This window comes from Nocardioides dongkuii, from assembly GCF_014127485.1.
Lineage (GTDB): Bacteria > Actinomycetota > Actinomycetes > Propionibacteriales > Nocardioidaceae > Nocardioides > Nocardioides dongkuii.
In genome coordinates, this window is sequence record NZ_CP059903.1 from 1,252,761 (window position 1) to 1,266,900 (window position 14,140).

The window sequence follows — 14,140 nt, forward strand, 5'->3', positions numbered from 1 at the left end:
TCGAGGTCCAGACCGGGAATACAACCGGACCACGGTCCGTTTTGCCCCGTGACCACCACGCCCCATGTTCCAGGAGGAACCCCATGTCCGACACCCGTGTCATCGTCCTCGTCGGCAGCCTGCGCGCCGACTCCGTCAACCGACGGATCGCCGAGAAGCTCCGCGACCAGGCCCCCGAGGGCGTGACCCTCGAGATCGCCGAGGGCCTCGCCGACCTCCCGTTCTACAACGAGGAGATCGACGGCGAGCAGGTCCCCGAGGCTGCTGCCCGGCTCCGCTCGCAGGTCGCCGCCGCCGACCGCGTCCTCGTGGTCACCCCCGAGTACAACGGCACCATGCCGGCCGCGCTCAACAACGCCATCGACTGGCTCTCCCGCCCGTACGGCGCCGGCGCCCTGACCGCCAAGCCGTTCGCGGTCATCGGCACCACCCCCACGCCGTACGGCGGCCGCTGGGCGCACGCCGACGCCAACCGCTCCGCGAACATCGCGGGCGCCGTGGTGCTCGAGGACGTGACCGTCTCCCAGCCCGGCGTCGACGTCGACGTCCTCGAGGACCCCGAGGTCCAGGCCCGCATGCAGGAGGCGCTGCGCTCCCTCGTCGAGTACGACCCCGCCCCCTCCTCGGCGGCCTGACCCGGGTCCCCTCCGGCGGCTAGGTTCGAGGTCGTGAGCGACCTCCACGACCTGACCGCGCTGGAGCAGGGCGCGCTCGTCCGACGCCGCGAGGTGTCGCCGCTCGAGCTCGTCGATCACTACCTCGAACGCGCCGACCGTCTCGACACGGTCGGCGCGTTCGTCACGTTGACGCCCGACCTCGCCCGGGCCCGGGCGGCGGCGCTGGCCGACGTCCCGGAGGACGCCGGCCCGCTGCACGGCGTACCGACGGCGGTGAAGGACCTCAACCTCACCGCCGGGGTGCGCACGACGTTCGGCTCGGCGGCCTTCGCGGACTTCGTGCCCGAGGTCAGCGACGGCGTCGTGCTCGCCCTCGAGGCCGCCGGCACGGTCAGTCTCGGCAAGACCAGCACGCCCGAGGTCGGCTCGCCCTGCTACACCGAGCCGGAGGGCCTGCCGCCGGCGGTGACGCCGTGGGACCGCACCCGGATGGCGGGCGGCTCGTCCGGGGGAGCGGCAGCGGCGGTCGCCGCCGGGCTGGTGCCCTTCGCGCAGGGCTCCGACGGGGGCGGGTCGATCCGGATCCCGGCGTCCTGCTGCGGGCTGGTCGGGCTGAAGCCGACCCGGGGCCGGATCTCGGGGTTCCCGATGCACGGGGACCCGGTGGGTTTGGCGACGGCCGGGCCGATCGCCCGGACCGTGCGCGACGCGGCGGCGATGCTGGACGTGCTCGCCGGTCGTCGGGTGGGGGATCCTTCCTGGGCGCCGCCTCCCTCCGAGTCGTTCCTGGCCTCCTGCGACCGCGAGCCCCGCCGGCTGCGGGTGGCGCGCTTCAGTGAACCGGTGCTCGCCGACAGTCCGCTCGACCCGGAGTGCCGGCGGGCCTGGGAGGACGCGTCGCACCTCCTGGAGCGCCTCGGGCACGACGTGGTCGACGTGGAGGTGCCGCTGCCCCGGGAGGCGGTGCCGGTCTTCGAGACCTGCTGGGCGGTGCTGACCGCGCTCACCGAGGTGCCGCCGGAGCGGGAGTCACTGCTCCGGCCGCTCACCCGTTGGCTCGCCGAGCGCGGCCGGGCGGTCAGCGGGCCCGACTTCGGGCTGGCGATCGGCGCGATGCGGAGGTACGCCGCGGACGCGCTGGCCGCGCTCGCGCCGTACGACGCCGTCCTCACGCCCACGCTGGCCAGCCCGCCGCTGCCGGTCGGCGCGATCCGCGACGACGCCGACCCCGCCGCCGACTTCGCGCGGCAGAAGGAGTTCTCGCCGTACACCTCGGCCTGGAACGTCACCGGCATGCCCGCGGTCTCGCTCCCGCTCCACCAGACCCCCGACGGCCTCCCGGTCGGCGTGATGCTGGCCGCCCGGCCCGCCGAGGAGGAGCTGCTGCTCGGGCTCGCCGCGCAGGTGGAGGTCGCCGCACCCTGGTCGGACCGGAGGCCGCCGGGGTGGTGACCCTGCGCCGCACCGCCGAGCTGGTGCCCGCCCAGCTGGACGAGGTGCGCGCGTTCCTCGACGACGCCTTCGGCGACTTCTCCGACGACGACTGGCGGCACGCACTCGGCGGCCGGCACGCCCTGGTCCACGAGGACGGCGTCCTGGTCGCGCACGGCTCGCTGGTGCCGCGACGGCTGCTCGCCGGCGGCCGTTCCCTGCGGACCGGGTACGTCGAGGCGGTCGCGGTCCGCCCCGACCGGCGCCGCCGCGGCCACGGCGGCGCGGTGATGGCCGCCCTCGAGGCCCTCGCCCCGGCGTACGACCTGCTGGCGCTGAGCGCCTCCGACGCGGGCGTCCCGTTGTACGAGGCGCGCGGCTGGCAGTGCTGGCGCGGGCCCACGTCGGTGCTCACGCCCACCGGGCTCGTGCGGACGCCCGAGGACGACGGCTCGGTGTACGTGCTCGGCGGTAGCGTCGACCTCGACAGCCCGATCGGCTGCGACTGGAGGGACGGCGATGTCTGGTAGCGAGCTCACGCCGTACCTCTGCGTCTCCGACGCCCACGCCGCGGTCGGCTGGTACGTCGACGTGCTGGGGGCGACGGTGGACCTGGCCCCGATCGAGATGCCCGACGGACGGGTCGGCCACGTCGAGCTCTCCGCCGGCGGCGCCCGCTGGATGATGTCGGACCCGTTCGAGGAGGCCGGCGTCGCGCCGCCCGACCCCGGGCGCGGGAGCGCCGTCAGCCTCCACCTCACCGTCGGCGACGTCGACGCCACCTGCGCCCGCGTCGTCGCGGCCGGCACCACGCTCGACCGCGGCCCGGAGGACAGCCCACCGGCCGGGCGGGTGGCCGTCTTCCGCGACCCGTTCGGTCACCGCTGGTTCCTCGAGCAGCCGTTGCCCTGAGGGCTGGTCGCCCTCGAAAGGCCGCCGTACGCGCGGTCTGGTCCGACAGAGCAGTTCGCAACTCATCAGTGCGACCCGGCGTCTCCTGAGGATGACCTCTCCGTCGGTCCGACGTGGCGGCCTTGCGGCCGCCCTGGTCGCTGCGTGTTCCTTGACCTCCGCGTGCGCCTCGCCCGAGAGCGGCTCCACCGTTCCCGAGAGCCGCACCGCCGCCCCGACCGAGACTCCAGACGTCGCCTCGGCGCCCCCGAGTCCCGATGTCCCACCCCTCACGCGGTGCAGCGACGTCGTACCCCCTGCTGGCGGCTTCGGCGAGGGCGACTTCGGTGCCGACCTCACGACAGGGACGGCGACCCTGAACGTCAGCGACACCCGGGACGGGCGGTACCGCAACATCACCTACGTGGTTGCCTACCGGACCGACCCGACGTGCCGCACCAGCCCGGAGGTGGCCCGCCTCCTGGATCGCTTGGACCTACCCGTCTGCTGCGCGACGCGGCGAGCGCTCAGCGGCTCAGCCCGGCCCGAAGTCGATCCGCATCACGGCTCGGCGCGGGGTCGGCCGGCTCACCTCCCGGAAGCCGGCGGCGGCGTACGTCGCGAGGCTGCCGACGTGCAGCTCCTCGGTGATGGCCGCGGTCGTCGTCATGGGGTACGCCTCGAGCGCGCGGGCGCCTCGGTCACGGGCGAAGCCGACCGCGGCGCGTGCCAGCGCGCGACTGACGCCGCGCTTCCGGAACTCGGCCCGGGTCAGCAGGCAGGTCACGGCCCAGACGCTCTCGTCCGCCGGGTCCTCGGCGCGCCCCAGCCACGGCACCTTGTAGACCCGGACCAGTCCGCCGTAGTGGGGGCGGGGCTCGACCGCGCACCACCCGACGGGCTCAGCGTCCAGGTAGGCGACCAGGCCGCTGGTCGTCGGAGCGGCGGGGTCGCCGCAGTCGGTCTGCCGGTAGAGCCGGTCCGCCCGGACCTCGCTCGGGACGCCCGCGAAGGTCTCGCCCGCCGCGAGCTTGTACCGCTGGCACTGGCACCGCGAGGACGGACCGCGCGACCCGAAGACGGCCTGCAGGTCCTCGGCCCGAGCCTGGTTGGCGGGGACGACAGAGATGGCGGCTTCCATGCCCGCACATGCTGCCAGTCGCCCCGCCCATCCCGACGCGCTCAGTCGCCGATGCCGCGCGCCTGCAGCGCGTCGCCGGTCTCGTGCGCGCGGGCGACGACGCGGACGACGAACGGCGTGAGCAGGGCCCGCGGGTGCCGGCCGAGGCCGCGTGCGCGGGCGGCGTCCCGGGTCTCCAGCGCCAGCGCGACGGTGCCCGGCAGCGCCTGGATCGCCAGCCCGAACGTCAGGGCGACCCGGTCGGGGTCCACCCCGAACCGGCGCAGCGGCCGCATCGCCCGCACCAGCGCGTCGAGCATCGCGTTGACCGGCGTGGTGGCGCTGAGCACGATCGCCGCGAGCGAGAGGCTGATCAGGTCGACGAGGGTCTCGACCGCCTTGTCGCGGCCGTACCACCACCACTGCAGCGCCGCCGCGAAGACCGCGAAGTAGAGCACCACCCGCGTCGCCCGCACGAGCGTGCGCAGCCGCACCCGGCCGACCAGCGGGAGGGCGAGCGCGGTGGCCAGGAAGACCCACGACCACTCCACGCTGCGGACCACGACGACGCAGAGGCAGTACGCCGCGAGCAGCGCGAGCTTGACGCCGACGCGGGCCCGGTGGAGCGGCGTGTCCCCGGGCTGGTGGACGCCGACCAGGATCGCGGTGCTCACGGCAGCGCCGACGCGACGTACTCGTCGACGGCCCGGTCCGCCGGCCCGTCGAAGCGCACCCGGCCGTCCTCGACCACGAGCACCCGGTCGCAGCGGCGGGCCAGGTCGAGGTCGTGGGTGACCAGGACCAGCTGCTGCTCGAGGGCGAGGAGCAGGTCGCCGACGCGACGGGTGTTGGCGAGGTCGAGCAGCGTCGTGGGCTCGTCGGCGACGACCACCGACGGCTCGGTGGCGAGCACGCCGGCGAGCGCGAGCAGCTGCTTCTGGCCGCCGGAGAGGCTGTGCACGCTGTCGTGCGCGTGGGCGCCGAGGCCGTACGCCGCGAGCAGGGCCAGCGCCCGCTCGCGCCGCCGGCCGGCGTGCTTCTCGTGCCGCCGCAGGGACAGCTCGACGTCCTCGACGCAGGTCGGCATCACCAGCTGGGCGGCCGGGTCGGTGAACACGAACGCCACCCGACGGCGTACGTCGGCGCCGCGGCGGGCGACGTCCAGGTCGTCGACGAGGACCCGGCCGCTGGTCGGTGTCACCAGGCCGTTGAGCAGCCGGGCCAGCGTGGACTTGCCGGACCCGTTGGCGCCGACGACGCCGATCCGGCGCTCGGTGAGGGTCAGGGTGGTCGGCGCGAGCACGACCCGGTCGCCCGAGGGGGTGGCGACCGTGACGCCCGCGTCGACGAGCTCGATGGTGGGCACGCTCAGCGACGGCCGCGGAGGAGCTGGGGGAACGCCCGGTGCACCTCGGCGGCGACGAGCGCGACCACCGTGGTCTTGAGCAGGTCGCCGATCCAGAACGGCGTGTCGTAGGTCAGCGCCTGCGACCAGGTCACGTCGAAGTGCAGCTTCATCCCGGCGACGCCGAGCGGGTGGACGACCAGGACGCTGGCAGCGAGGGAGCAGCCGAAGACGACCAGCGCGCGGGTCTTGCCGCGGTCGCCGGCCAGGTGCTTGACCAGCAGCCCGGCCAGCAGCGCGGCGAGGGGGAAGGAGAGCAGGTACCCGCCGCTCGGGCCGGCGAAGACGCCGGTGCCGGCGGAGTGCTCGGCGAAGACCGGCAGGCCGATCGCGCCGAGCCCGAGGTAGAGAGCGACCGCCAGGAACCCGCGGACCGGGCCGAGCAGGCACCCGCTGAGCATCACCGCGAAGGTCTGCAGGGTGATCGGCACGCCGGCGCCGCCGACCGGGATCGCCCCGACGTACGCGCACGCCGAGATCAGCGCGGCGAAGGCGGCGACCAGCGCCAGGTCGGTGGTGCTGAGGCGACGGCGGGCGTCGACGGGCGCCGCGGCGTCCTCGGTGGTGGTCATGCGCAGTCCTTCGCGGAGCGGACCTGAACGGTGGTCAGGTGAACGGCGTTCAGGTTAGGCTGGCGGGGACCGGGCGTCAACGGGACGGCCGAGGGAGGTGCGCCGTGCGCCATCACCGCGCCGACGTCGTCGAGCGGGCCCTGGCCGTGCTCGACGCCTACGGCCTCGCCGACCTCTCGATGCGCCGGCTGGGGGCCGAGCTGGGCGTGCAGCCCAGCGCGCTCTACCACCACTTCGCCAACAAGCAGCTGCTCCTCGCGGCGGTCGCCGACGAGGTCCTGGCCCGCGGGCCCCGCCCGCCCGCGGAGGGCACGTGGGACGAGCGGGTCGCCGCGGTCTGCAGCGGCCTGCGCGAGGCGGTGCTGGCCTACCGCGACGGCGCCGAGCTGGTCGCGACGGTGCACGCCTTCGGCCTCGGCGCGCGGGCGCCGTACGACGACCTGGTCGCCGCCCTGCGGCACGGCGGGCTGGACGACGGGCTGGTGCCGGTCGCGGCCCGGACCCTGGTGCACTTCGTGCTCGGCCACGTCTCCGACGAGCAGACGCACCTGCAGGCGGGGAGCGCCGGCGCGATCGGCGACGGGCCCCGGGAGACGTCCGACTTCACCCTGGGGCTGGGGATCGTGGTCGACGGGATCCGGGTGCGGGCGGGCGAGCTCAGCCCGGGTCCACGACCGCGCCGCTGAGCTCGGCCAGCCAGACGGCGCCGGCGAGGTCGAGCCGGGTGTCGCGCAGGGTGGCCGCGGTCAGGTCGACGCCGTCGAGCGTGGCGCCGCGCAGGTCGGCGCCGGTCAGGTTGGTGCCGCGGACCGTCGCGCCGGAGAGCCGGGCGCCGCGTAGGTTCGCGCGGCTGAGGTCGGCCATCGACAGGTCGGACTCGCCGAGGTCGACGTCGGCAAGGTCGATCCCGGCCAGCTTCGCGCCCCGCGCCGTCACCCCGCGCCACCGCCCGCCGCGGACCGTCAGCGCCCGCAGCGCGCACTCGGTCAGCACCGAGCCGTCGAGCTTGCAGCCGTCCAGGGTGACGTCGAAGAGGCTGGTCCGGCGGAACTCGCAGGCGATGAACGCGCTCGCGCGGTGGGTCGAGGAGTTGAGCCGGCAGCTCGCGAAGACGCACTCCTGGAACAGCGCGCCCGCGGTCGTGCACTCGCTGAGGTCCACGTCGATGAAGGTGACCCCGCGGAAGACCGCGGCGCCGAGGTCCTCGCCGTACCAGTCCTCGCTGCGGACCTCGCCGCCGTCGAGCTCGCGCACCGTCATCGCGGCCTCAGCTTGAGCAGCTTGCGCGGCCAGACAGCGGTGGACAGGCCACCGCCGACCGCGCGCTGCTCGAAGTGCAGGTGGCAGCCGTCGGGGGCGCCGTCGTCGGACGCGCGGGCGATCAGCGTGCCCTTCTTGACCCGGTCGCCGGGCTCGACGTACACGCGTCGGGTGTGCCCGATGACCAGGTCGAAGCCGAGCTTGCGGTTGCGCAGCAGCAGCGGGTTGCGGCCGTACGCCGGCCCGAGCGAGCCGTTGTCGACGACCCGCACCCCCCGCCGCGCGAACAGCCGGGTGCCGCACGGCATGGCGACGTCGATGCCGTGGTGGAAGCCGCGGCCGCCCCGGCAGCGCGGGTCGGGGGAGTAGTACGGCGCGCTCGTGCAGCCGAAGGGGATCATGATCCGGTGCGCCCGGCCGTACCAGGGCGAGGTGTAGCGGGTGCGGTCCTCGGTGAAGAACTCCCACCGTGGGTCCGGCTCCGCCGCGGCCGGCACCGCCGGCGCGAGGACGAGCAGCAGGGGCAGGACCAGCAGGGTCGAGAGCAGTCGCACGCCCCCAGCCTCACACACCCGCCTTCCGGCGAGTGACGCGGAACGGTCGGGACGCGGGGCTCGCAGCGACTGGACCGAAGAACCTGTCGCTTGACCGACGAAGCTCCGTCGGTCAAGGGGAAGTTTCACCGGTCGACCGGTGAATCGTCCCCCCGGTCGGCCTCACGGCACCCGCACCGCAAGCACCGCGATGTCATCGCGGGCGACCCCGCCCTGGAAGTCCAGGACGTGCTCGACGAGGCCGGGGACGAGGTGGTCGCTGCTGGCGGGGAAGAGCCCGCCGAGCGTGTCCAGCAGCCGGTCCTCGCCGAACCAGGACTCGGCGCCCTTGGCCTCGGTGACGCCGTCGGTGTAGAGCACCAGGGCCTCGCCCGACCGCAGCACGAGCTCGTGCTCGGGGTAGACGGCGTGGTCGAACGCCCCCACCAGCGGACCCACGAGCTCGACCCGGGCCGGCGCCGCGTCCGGGCGCAGCAGCACCGCCGGCGGGTGTCCGCCCGTGGTCAGCGTGACCCGCCAGCCGTCCGCGTCGGGGCGCAGCCGCGCGAGCAGGACGGTGCAGAACCGGTCGGTCTCGTGTGCGAGCACCGTCTCGTTGAGGTGGCTCAGGACGTCGCGCAGCGGCATCGGAGCGGGGGCGAGGGCGCGCAGGGAGTACCGCGCCAGCGCGGTGACCACCGCCGCGTCGACGCCCTTGCCGCACACGTCGCCGAGGACGACGACCCACTCGCCGTCCGGGAGCGCGAAGACGTCGTAGAAGTCGCCGCCCACCACCGAGCCGTCGCCCGCGGGGCGGTACGCCGCCGCCACGTCGAGGCCGGGGATGCGCGGCGGCAACGGCGGGATGAGCGTCTGCTGCAGGGTGCGCGCCAGCGTCCGGGCGTGCGCCTCCGAGCTCTCCGCGCGCTCCTTGGCCGCCACCAGCTCGCGCTCGTACCCGCGCCGCTCGGTCGCGTCGAAGAGGGCGATCCGGACCACCCGGGGCGTGCCGTCCTCGAACCGGTCGAGGGTCGCGTTGACCAGCACCGGCAGCCGGCTGCCGTCTCGGCGGCGCACGTCGACGGCGATCTCGCGGACCGTGCCCTGCATCCGCAGCATCGGCGCGTAGTGCGTCTCGTGGAAGATCCGCCCGCCGACCGTGAGCAGGTCGGCGAACGTGCGGCTCCGCAGCTCCTCGAACGTGAAGCCGGTCCAGGTCAGGAAGGTCTCGTTGGCCTTGATGATCCGGCCGTCGGGCGTCGTCGAGAGGTAGCCGCAGGGCGCGCGCTCGTAGAGCTGGACCGGGTCGTCCTCCGCCAGCGCGTCCTGGAACGCGTCGGCCGCCTCCTCCTGCGACACCAGCCGACCCCGAGCGCCGTCAGGCGGCGCGCCGACCCCGCACGAACGGCGCGATGGCAGCGACGGTCTGGTCGGGTGCGCTGAGGTTGGGGCAGTGGCCGGTGGCGTCGAGCATCACCAGGCTGCCGTCGGGGATCGCGGCGGCGACGTACTCGCCCACCGCGACGGGGGCGATCGCGTCCTGGGTGCACTGCAGCACCAGCGTCGGCACCGAGATCCGCGGCAGGTCCTCGCGGGAGTCGGAGCGGAACGTCGCGGTCGCGAAGCCCCGGGCGACCACCGGGTCCATCCGGCAGAAGCTGGCGGTGAGCTCCTGGCCGAGCTCGGGCCGGTCGGCGTTGCCGACGATCACCGGCGCCATCGCCGAGGACCACCCGAGGTAGTTGCTGCCGAGCGACTCCAGCAGCTCGTCGATGTCCTCCTCGGCGAAGCCGCCGACGTAGCCCGTGGCGGGGTCGTCGACGTAGCGCGGGCTCGGGGCGACCATGACCAGCGACGCGAACCGGTCCGGCTCGGTGACCTGGGCCAGGCCGCCGATCATGGCGGCGACGGAGTGGCCGACCAGGACGACGTCGCGCAGGTCTAGCTCGCGCAGCACCTCGAGCACGTCGTCGGCGTACCCCTGCAGGCTCGCGTAGCGCTGCGCGTCGTACGTCGCGCGCGAGCCGCCGGCGCCGACGAGGTCCAGCAGGACGACCCGGAAGTCGTCCTCGAAGGCGGGCGCGACGTGGCGCCACATGTTCTGGTCGCAGCCGAAGCCGTGCACGAACACCATCGGCTGGCCGTCGGGGCGCCCGGACTCCACGACGTGGTGGCGTTCCCGGGCATCCATGAGGCTGACCCTAACCGACCGCGAGCAGCCGCAGACACTCGTCGATCAGCCTCGCCCGGAGGGGTGAACCGCGCTCCGCGAAGGCGCGCTGCGCCGCGGCGTACTCCTGCTTCCCCTCGGCCGTCTCGATGCGCACGGGCTCGAAGCCGAGGTCCGCGAGGTCGTACGGCGAGGCGCGCATGTCGAGCTCGCGGATGTCGCGGGCGAGCTCGAAGCAGTCGGCGACCAGGTCGGAGGAGACCATCGGCGTCAGCCGGAACGCGTGCTTGTAGAGGTCCATCCCGGCGTGCAGGCACGCGGGCTGCTCGAAGTCCGGGCGGTCGGCGGCGGTGGGGGAGAGCGTGTTCAGCGGCCGCGCCGACGGGGTGAAGAAGCGGAACGCGTCGAAGTGCGAGCAGCCGATGCGGTGCGACTCGACGACCGCGTCGGTGCCGGCGCCGCCGAGGCGCAGCGGCCAGTCGGCGTGCCGGGTCTCGTCGTCGGCCAGCCGGTGCACCATCGCCCACTCGTGCAGGCCGAAGCAGCCGAAGTGCGCGGGCCGGGCGGCGGTCGCGCTCAGCAGCCGGTGCAGCGCCTCCACCATCGGCCGCTGCTTGCGGACGTACGCCGTGGTCACGGTGCCGTCCGCGTAGCCCTTGAGCCCGTCGTACGCCGGGGCGTCGAGCAGCCGGACGCCGTACCCGGGGTGCCAGCGGCGCAGCTGCGCCGGCCGCTGGGAGTAGTAGGTGAAGAGGAAGTCGTGGACGGGGTGCTTGACGCCGGTCTCCCGCCGCGCGAGGTGCGGCGCGACGAAGGCGTCGACGCGCTCGGCGTGTGCCGTCGCGCACGCCTGCCAGGTCTCCGCGTCCAGCACCTCCACGGCCGCCAAGCCTAGGTCGCTAGGGTCGAGGGGTGCGCATCGCGAGGTTCACCACAGGCGAGGACCCCCAGTACGGCGTCGTCACCGGCGAGGTCGACGAGCTCGGCCAGCCCGCCGAGGACAGCGTGATCGTGGCGCTCGCCGGCGACCCGCTGTACGTCGGGGTCAAGCTGCTCGACCAGGAGCACCGGCTCGAGGACGTGCGGCTGCTCGCCCCCGTCCTGCCGCGGAGCAAGGTCGTGGGCATCGGCCGCAACTACGCCGCCCACGCCGCCGAGCTGGGCAACGAGGTCCCGACCGAGCCGGTGATGTTCCTCAAGCCCAACACCAGCGTCGTCGGTCCGGGCGACCCGATCTTCTACCCGCCGCAGAGCACCGAGGTGCACTACGAGGGCGAGCTCGCCGTGGTCATCGGCCGGATCTGCCGCGACGTCCCCGTGGAGCGCGCGACCGACGTCATCCACGGCTACACGATCGCCAACGACGTCACCGCCCGCGACCTGCAGCGGCGCGACGGCCACTTCACCCGCGCCAAGGGGTTCGACTCCTTCTGCCCGCTGGGTCCCTGGATCGAGACCGACCTGGACCCGCAGTCCTTCATCGACGGCGTCCGCATCCAGACCCACCTCAACGGCGAGCTGGTGCAGGATGGCAGCACCGCCGACATGGTCTTCGACATCCCCACGCTCGTCGCCCACGTCTCCAGCATCATGACGCTCCTCCCGGGCGACGTGATCCTCACCGGCACCCCCGAGGGTGTCGGTCCGATGAGCGTCGGCGACGAGATCGAGGTCTCGATCGCCGGGCTCGGATCCCTCACGAACAAGGTGGCCCAGCGTTGAGCACCCCCGTCCGCGTCCGTTTCTGCCCGTCCCCGACCGGCTCGCCGCACGTCGGCTTCGCCCGGGCCGCGCTCTACAACTGGGTCTTCGCCCGGCACCACGGCGGCACCTTCGTCTTCCGCATCGAGGACACCGACAAGGAGCGCTCCACGCAGGAGTCCTACGACGCGATGGTCGAGTCGATGCAGTGGCTCGGCCTCGACTGGGACGAGGGCCCGCTCAAGGGCGGCCCGTACGCGCCGTACCGCCAGAGCGAGCGGGGCGACCTCTACCGCGACGTGCTCGCGAAGCTGGCCGCGTCGAAGTTCACCTACGACTGCTACTGCACGACCGAGGAGGTCGACGCGCGCCGCAAGGCCAGCGGCTCCAAGGTGCAGGGGTACGACGGGTTCTGCTGCGAGCTCTCCGCCGAGCAGGTCGCCGCGTTCGAGGGCGAGGGCCGCAAGCCCGTCGTCCGGTTCCGGATGCCCGACGGCTCGGTCACCTGGACCGACCTGGTCCGTGGCGAGGTCACCTTCGAGACCCAGTACGTCCCCGACTTCGCCCTGTGCCGGGCCAACGGCGACCCGCTCTACACGCTGGTCAACCCGGTCGACGACGCGCTGATGCGGATCACCCACGTGCTGCGCGGCGAGGACCTGCTCTCCAGCACCCCGCGGCAGATCCCCCTCCACGAGGCGCTGGTCGAGCTCGGCGTCTCCGAGGCGGTCCCGCAGTTCGGGCACCTGCCGCTGATCATGGGCGAGGGCAACAAGAAGCTCTCCAAGCGCGACCCGCAGGCCCACCTCTTCATGTACCGCGACCAGGGCTTCCTCCCGGAGGGCCTGCTCAACTACCTGGCCCAGCTGGGCTGGGCGATCGCCGCCGACCGCGACGTCTTCTCCCTCGAGGAGATGGTGGCGGCCTTCGAGATCGGCGACGTGAACCCCAACCCGGCCCGCTTCGACCTCAAGAAGGCCGAGGCGATCAACGTCGCCCAGATGCGCATGCTGTCGGTCGAGGAGCTCACCGAGCGGGTGCTGCCCTACCTCGAGCAGGCCGGCGTGCTCGACCCCGCCTCGCTGCCGGACCGCCAGCTGCTCGACCTGGCCATGCCGCTGATCGCGGAGCGGATCAACAAGCTCACCGAGGCCGTCGACATGCTCGGCTTCCTCTTCGTCGACGAGGACGCGTTCACCCGCGACGAGGCGGACGCCGAGAAGCTCCTCACCGACGACGGCAAGCAGGTCGTGCAGGCGGCGTACGACGCCGTGGCGCCGCTCGAGGAGTGGTCCACCGCCGCGATCCAGGACGCCCTGCAGGCCAAGCTCGTCGACGAGCTCGGGCTGAAGCCGCGCAACGCCTACGGGCCGGTCCGGGTGGCGATCACCGGACGCCGTGTCTCGCCGCCGCTGTTCGAGTCGATGGAGCTGCTCGGTCGCGAGCGCAGCCTCGCCCGGCTGCGGTCGGCGACGGCCTGACGATGCAGTACCACCGGCTGCTGCGACTGGGGCCGTGGTCGTGGTGGCGGCCGCTCGTCGGCGTGCTCTTCCTGGCCGCCATGTTCGTGCTCGTCGTGCCGACGGTCGTGCTCGCGATCTTCGTCGTCGGCGTCGCCGTCTCGGGCCACGACGTGCAGACGACCGCCGAGGCGATGCTCGACACCGACCACGTGACGCCGCTCGGCCTGGCGTACCTCAACGTCGCCATCGCCGCGATGATCCCGGTGACCTGGCTGCTGGTGCGCGTCCTGCACGGGCTGCGACCGGGGTGGCTGTCCTCGGTCCGGCCGCGGATCCGCTGGGGGTGGCTGGGGCTGTGCCTGGTGCTGGCCTTCGCGGCGCTCGTGACGACGCTGATCGTGGCGGCTCTGCTGCCCACGCAGGGCGAGGGCACCGAGGTCACCAGCGGGGTCAACGACTTCACCCGCACCAGCCGCGACTTCCTGCTGGTCGTGCTGCTGCTCACGCCGCTGCAGGCGGCGGGGGAGGAGTACGTCTTCCGCGGCTACCTCACCCAGGCCTTCGGCGGCCTGGTCTCCTCGCCGTACCTCGCCGTGCTGGGGCCGGCGCTGCTCTTCGCGCTCGCGCACGGCGCCCAGGACCCGCCGATCTTCTTCGACCGGTTCGCCTTCGGCGTCGTCGCGGGGGTGCTCGTGGTGCTCACCGGCGGTCTCGAGGCGGGCATCGCGATGCACGTGCTGAACAACTTCGTCGCCTTCGGGATCGCGCTCGCCTTCGGGGACATGACCACGGTCCTGAACCCCACCGGAGGCACCTGGTGGAGCATCCCGGTGACCCTGACGCAGTCGCTGACGTTCCTCGGGCTGACGGTCTGGGCGGGGCGCTCGCTGGGCATCCAGACCGCCGTACGGCCGGCCGTTTTGGAGCCGTCCGGTCCTCGCATGTAGTGTTTTCCACGCGGTTCGGAGACGGTCCGC

17 protein-coding genes are annotated in these 14,140 nt (G+C 73.7%); 8 read left to right on the forward strand and 9 right to left on the reverse strand.

Annotated elements, in window-relative coordinates:
- The first annotated feature begins 83 nt into the window (after positions 1 to 83).
- The 4 genes from H4O22_RS06060 to H4O22_RS06075 are packed head-to-tail and all read left to right on the forward strand — an operon-like array spanning position 84 to position 2,960.
- Positions 84 to 635, forward strand: a complete 552-nt coding sequence (locus H4O22_RS06060; RefSeq protein ID WP_182526130.1) for an NAD(P)H-dependent oxidoreductase — start codon at positions 84 to 86, stop codon at positions 633 to 635.
- A 33-nt stretch (positions 636 to 668) separates the two neighbouring features.
- The gene (locus tag H4O22_RS06065; protein ID WP_182526131.1) at positions 669 to 2,069 is read left to right on the forward strand and encodes an amidase; all 1,401 of its coding nucleotides are present in this window, start codon (positions 669 to 671) and stop codon (positions 2,067 to 2,069) included.
- Positions 2,063 to 2,578: a GNAT family N-acetyltransferase gene (locus tag H4O22_RS06070; protein ID WP_220451302.1), complete on the forward strand. Its 516-nt coding sequence runs from the start codon at positions 2,063 to 2,065 to the stop codon at positions 2,576 to 2,578. The genes H4O22_RS06065 and H4O22_RS06070 overlap by 7 nt, the downstream gene beginning before the upstream one ends.
- Entirely contained in the window at positions 2,568 to 2,960 is a 393-nt protein-coding gene (locus H4O22_RS06075; RefSeq protein ID WP_182526132.1) for a VOC family protein, read from the forward strand. The genes H4O22_RS06070 and H4O22_RS06075 overlap by 11 nt, the downstream gene beginning before the upstream one ends.
- Before the next feature lie 514 nt (positions 2,961 to 3,474).
- Here H4O22_RS06075 and H4O22_RS06080 read toward each other — a convergent pair.
- Genes H4O22_RS06080 through H4O22_RS06095 form a run of 4 tightly spaced genes read right to left on the reverse strand, consistent with a single transcriptional unit; the run spans position 3,475 to position 6,036 of the window.
- Positions 3,475 to 4,080: a GNAT family N-acetyltransferase gene (locus H4O22_RS06080; RefSeq protein ID WP_182526133.1), complete on the reverse strand. Its 606-nt coding sequence runs from the start codon at positions 4,078 to 4,080 to the stop codon at positions 3,475 to 3,477.
- Between the two features lie 41 nt (positions 4,081 to 4,121).
- Positions 4,122 to 4,733 (reverse strand): energy-coupling factor transporter transmembrane component T family protein, encoded by a 612-nt coding sequence (locus tag H4O22_RS06085; protein WP_182526134.1) that lies wholly within the window; start codon positions 4,731 to 4,733, stop codon positions 4,122 to 4,124.
- Positions 4,730 to 5,425 carry an energy-coupling factor ABC transporter ATP-binding protein gene (locus H4O22_RS06090; protein ID WP_182526135.1) on the reverse strand — a complete coding sequence of 232 codons (696 nt, stop codon included), beginning with the start codon at positions 5,423 to 5,425 and terminating at the stop codon, positions 4,730 to 4,732. The genes H4O22_RS06085 and H4O22_RS06090 overlap by 4 nt, the downstream gene beginning before the upstream one ends.
- 2 nt (positions 5,426 to 5,427) lie before the next feature.
- The gene (locus tag H4O22_RS06095) at positions 5,428 to 6,036 is read right to left on the reverse strand and encodes a biotin transporter BioY (RefSeq protein ID WP_182526136.1); all 609 of its coding nucleotides are present in this window, start codon (positions 6,034 to 6,036) and stop codon (positions 5,428 to 5,430) included.
- Positions 6,037 to 6,140: 104 nt separating this feature from the next.
- Here H4O22_RS06095 and H4O22_RS06100 point away from each other — a divergent pair, with 104 nt between their 5' ends.
- Positions 6,141 to 6,722 carry a TetR/AcrR family transcriptional regulator C-terminal domain-containing protein gene (locus H4O22_RS06100; RefSeq protein ID WP_182526137.1) on the forward strand — a complete coding sequence of 194 codons (582 nt, stop codon included), beginning with the start codon at positions 6,141 to 6,143 and terminating at the stop codon, positions 6,720 to 6,722.
- Here H4O22_RS06100 and H4O22_RS06105 read toward each other — a convergent pair.
- From H4O22_RS06105 to H4O22_RS06125, 5 genes are all read right to left on the reverse strand, one after another.
- Positions 6,694 to 7,296, reverse strand: a complete 603-nt coding sequence (locus H4O22_RS06105) for a pentapeptide repeat-containing protein (protein ID WP_182526138.1) — start codon at positions 7,294 to 7,296, stop codon at positions 6,694 to 6,696. The two genes, H4O22_RS06100 and H4O22_RS06105, sit on opposite strands and share 29 nt — an antisense overlap.
- Positions 7,293 to 7,850 (reverse strand): M23 family metallopeptidase, encoded by a 558-nt coding sequence (locus H4O22_RS06110; RefSeq protein WP_182526139.1) that lies wholly within the window; start codon positions 7,848 to 7,850, stop codon positions 7,293 to 7,295. The genes H4O22_RS06105 and H4O22_RS06110 overlap by 4 nt, the downstream gene beginning before the upstream one ends.
- Positions 7,851 to 8,012: 162 nt before the next feature.
- Positions 8,013 to 9,188, reverse strand: a complete 1,176-nt coding sequence (locus H4O22_RS06115; RefSeq protein ID WP_220451303.1) for a PP2C family protein-serine/threonine phosphatase — start codon at positions 9,186 to 9,188, stop codon at positions 8,013 to 8,015.
- A gap of 19 nt (positions 9,189 to 9,207) precedes the next feature.
- Complete coding sequence (locus H4O22_RS06120; RefSeq protein ID WP_182526140.1) at positions 9,208 to 10,020, reverse strand: alpha/beta fold hydrolase; 813 nt, start codon at positions 10,018 to 10,020, stop codon at positions 9,208 to 9,210.
- Between the two features lie 10 nt (positions 10,021 to 10,030).
- Complete coding sequence (locus tag H4O22_RS06125; RefSeq protein WP_182526141.1) at positions 10,031 to 10,879, reverse strand: 3-methyladenine DNA glycosylase; 849 nt, start codon at positions 10,877 to 10,879, stop codon at positions 10,031 to 10,033.
- A 32-nt stretch (positions 10,880 to 10,911) separates the two neighbouring features.
- Between H4O22_RS06125 and H4O22_RS06130 the strand changes: the two genes are divergently transcribed.
- The 3 genes from H4O22_RS06130 to H4O22_RS06140 are packed head-to-tail and all read left to right on the forward strand — an operon-like array spanning position 10,912 to position 14,110.
- The gene (locus H4O22_RS06130) at positions 10,912 to 11,721 is read left to right on the forward strand and encodes a fumarylacetoacetate hydrolase family protein (RefSeq protein ID WP_182526142.1); all 810 of its coding nucleotides are present in this window, start codon (positions 10,912 to 10,914) and stop codon (positions 11,719 to 11,721) included.
- Positions 11,718 to 13,181 carry a glutamate--tRNA ligase gene (gltX, locus tag H4O22_RS06135; RefSeq protein ID WP_182526143.1) on the forward strand — a complete coding sequence of 488 codons (1,464 nt, stop codon included), beginning with the start codon at positions 11,718 to 11,720 and terminating at the stop codon, positions 13,179 to 13,181. Before H4O22_RS06130 ends, gltX begins: the two co-directional genes overlap by 4 nt.
- A gap of 2 nt (positions 13,182 to 13,183) precedes the next feature.
- Positions 13,184 to 14,110 carry a CPBP family intramembrane glutamic endopeptidase gene (locus H4O22_RS06140; RefSeq protein WP_182526144.1) on the forward strand — a complete coding sequence of 309 codons (927 nt, stop codon included), beginning with the start codon at positions 13,184 to 13,186 and terminating at the stop codon, positions 14,108 to 14,110.
- Positions 14,111 to 14,140: the final 30 nt, after the last annotated feature.

Excerpts from the sequence above, each read along its gene's own strand:
- H4O22_RS06095 (WP_182526136.1), bottom strand. The coding sequence starts at position 6,036 with ATGACCACCACCGAGGACGCCGCGGCGCCCGTCGACGCCCGCCGTCGC.
- H4O22_RS06105 (WP_182526138.1), bottom strand. The coding sequence starts at position 7,296 with ATGACGGTGCGCGAGCTCGACGGCGGCGAGGTCCGCAGCGAGGACTGG.
- H4O22_RS06060 (WP_182526130.1), top strand. The coding sequence starts at position 84 with ATGTCCGACACCCGTGTCATCGTCCTCGTCGGCAGCCTGCGCGCCGAC.
- H4O22_RS06140 (WP_182526144.1), top strand. The coding sequence starts at position 13,184 with ATGCAGTACCACCGGCTGCTGCGACTGGGGCCGTGGTCGTGGTGGCGG.
- H4O22_RS06075 (WP_182526132.1), top strand. The coding sequence starts at position 2,568 with ATGTCTGGTAGCGAGCTCACGCCGTACCTCTGCGTCTCCGACGCCCAC.
- H4O22_RS06080 (WP_182526133.1), bottom strand. The coding sequence starts at position 4,080 with ATGGAAGCCGCCATCTCTGTCGTCCCCGCCAACCAGGCTCGGGCCGAG.
- H4O22_RS06120 (WP_182526140.1), bottom strand. The coding sequence starts at position 10,020 with ATGGATGCCCGGGAACGCCACCACGTCGTGGAGTCCGGGCGCCCCGAC.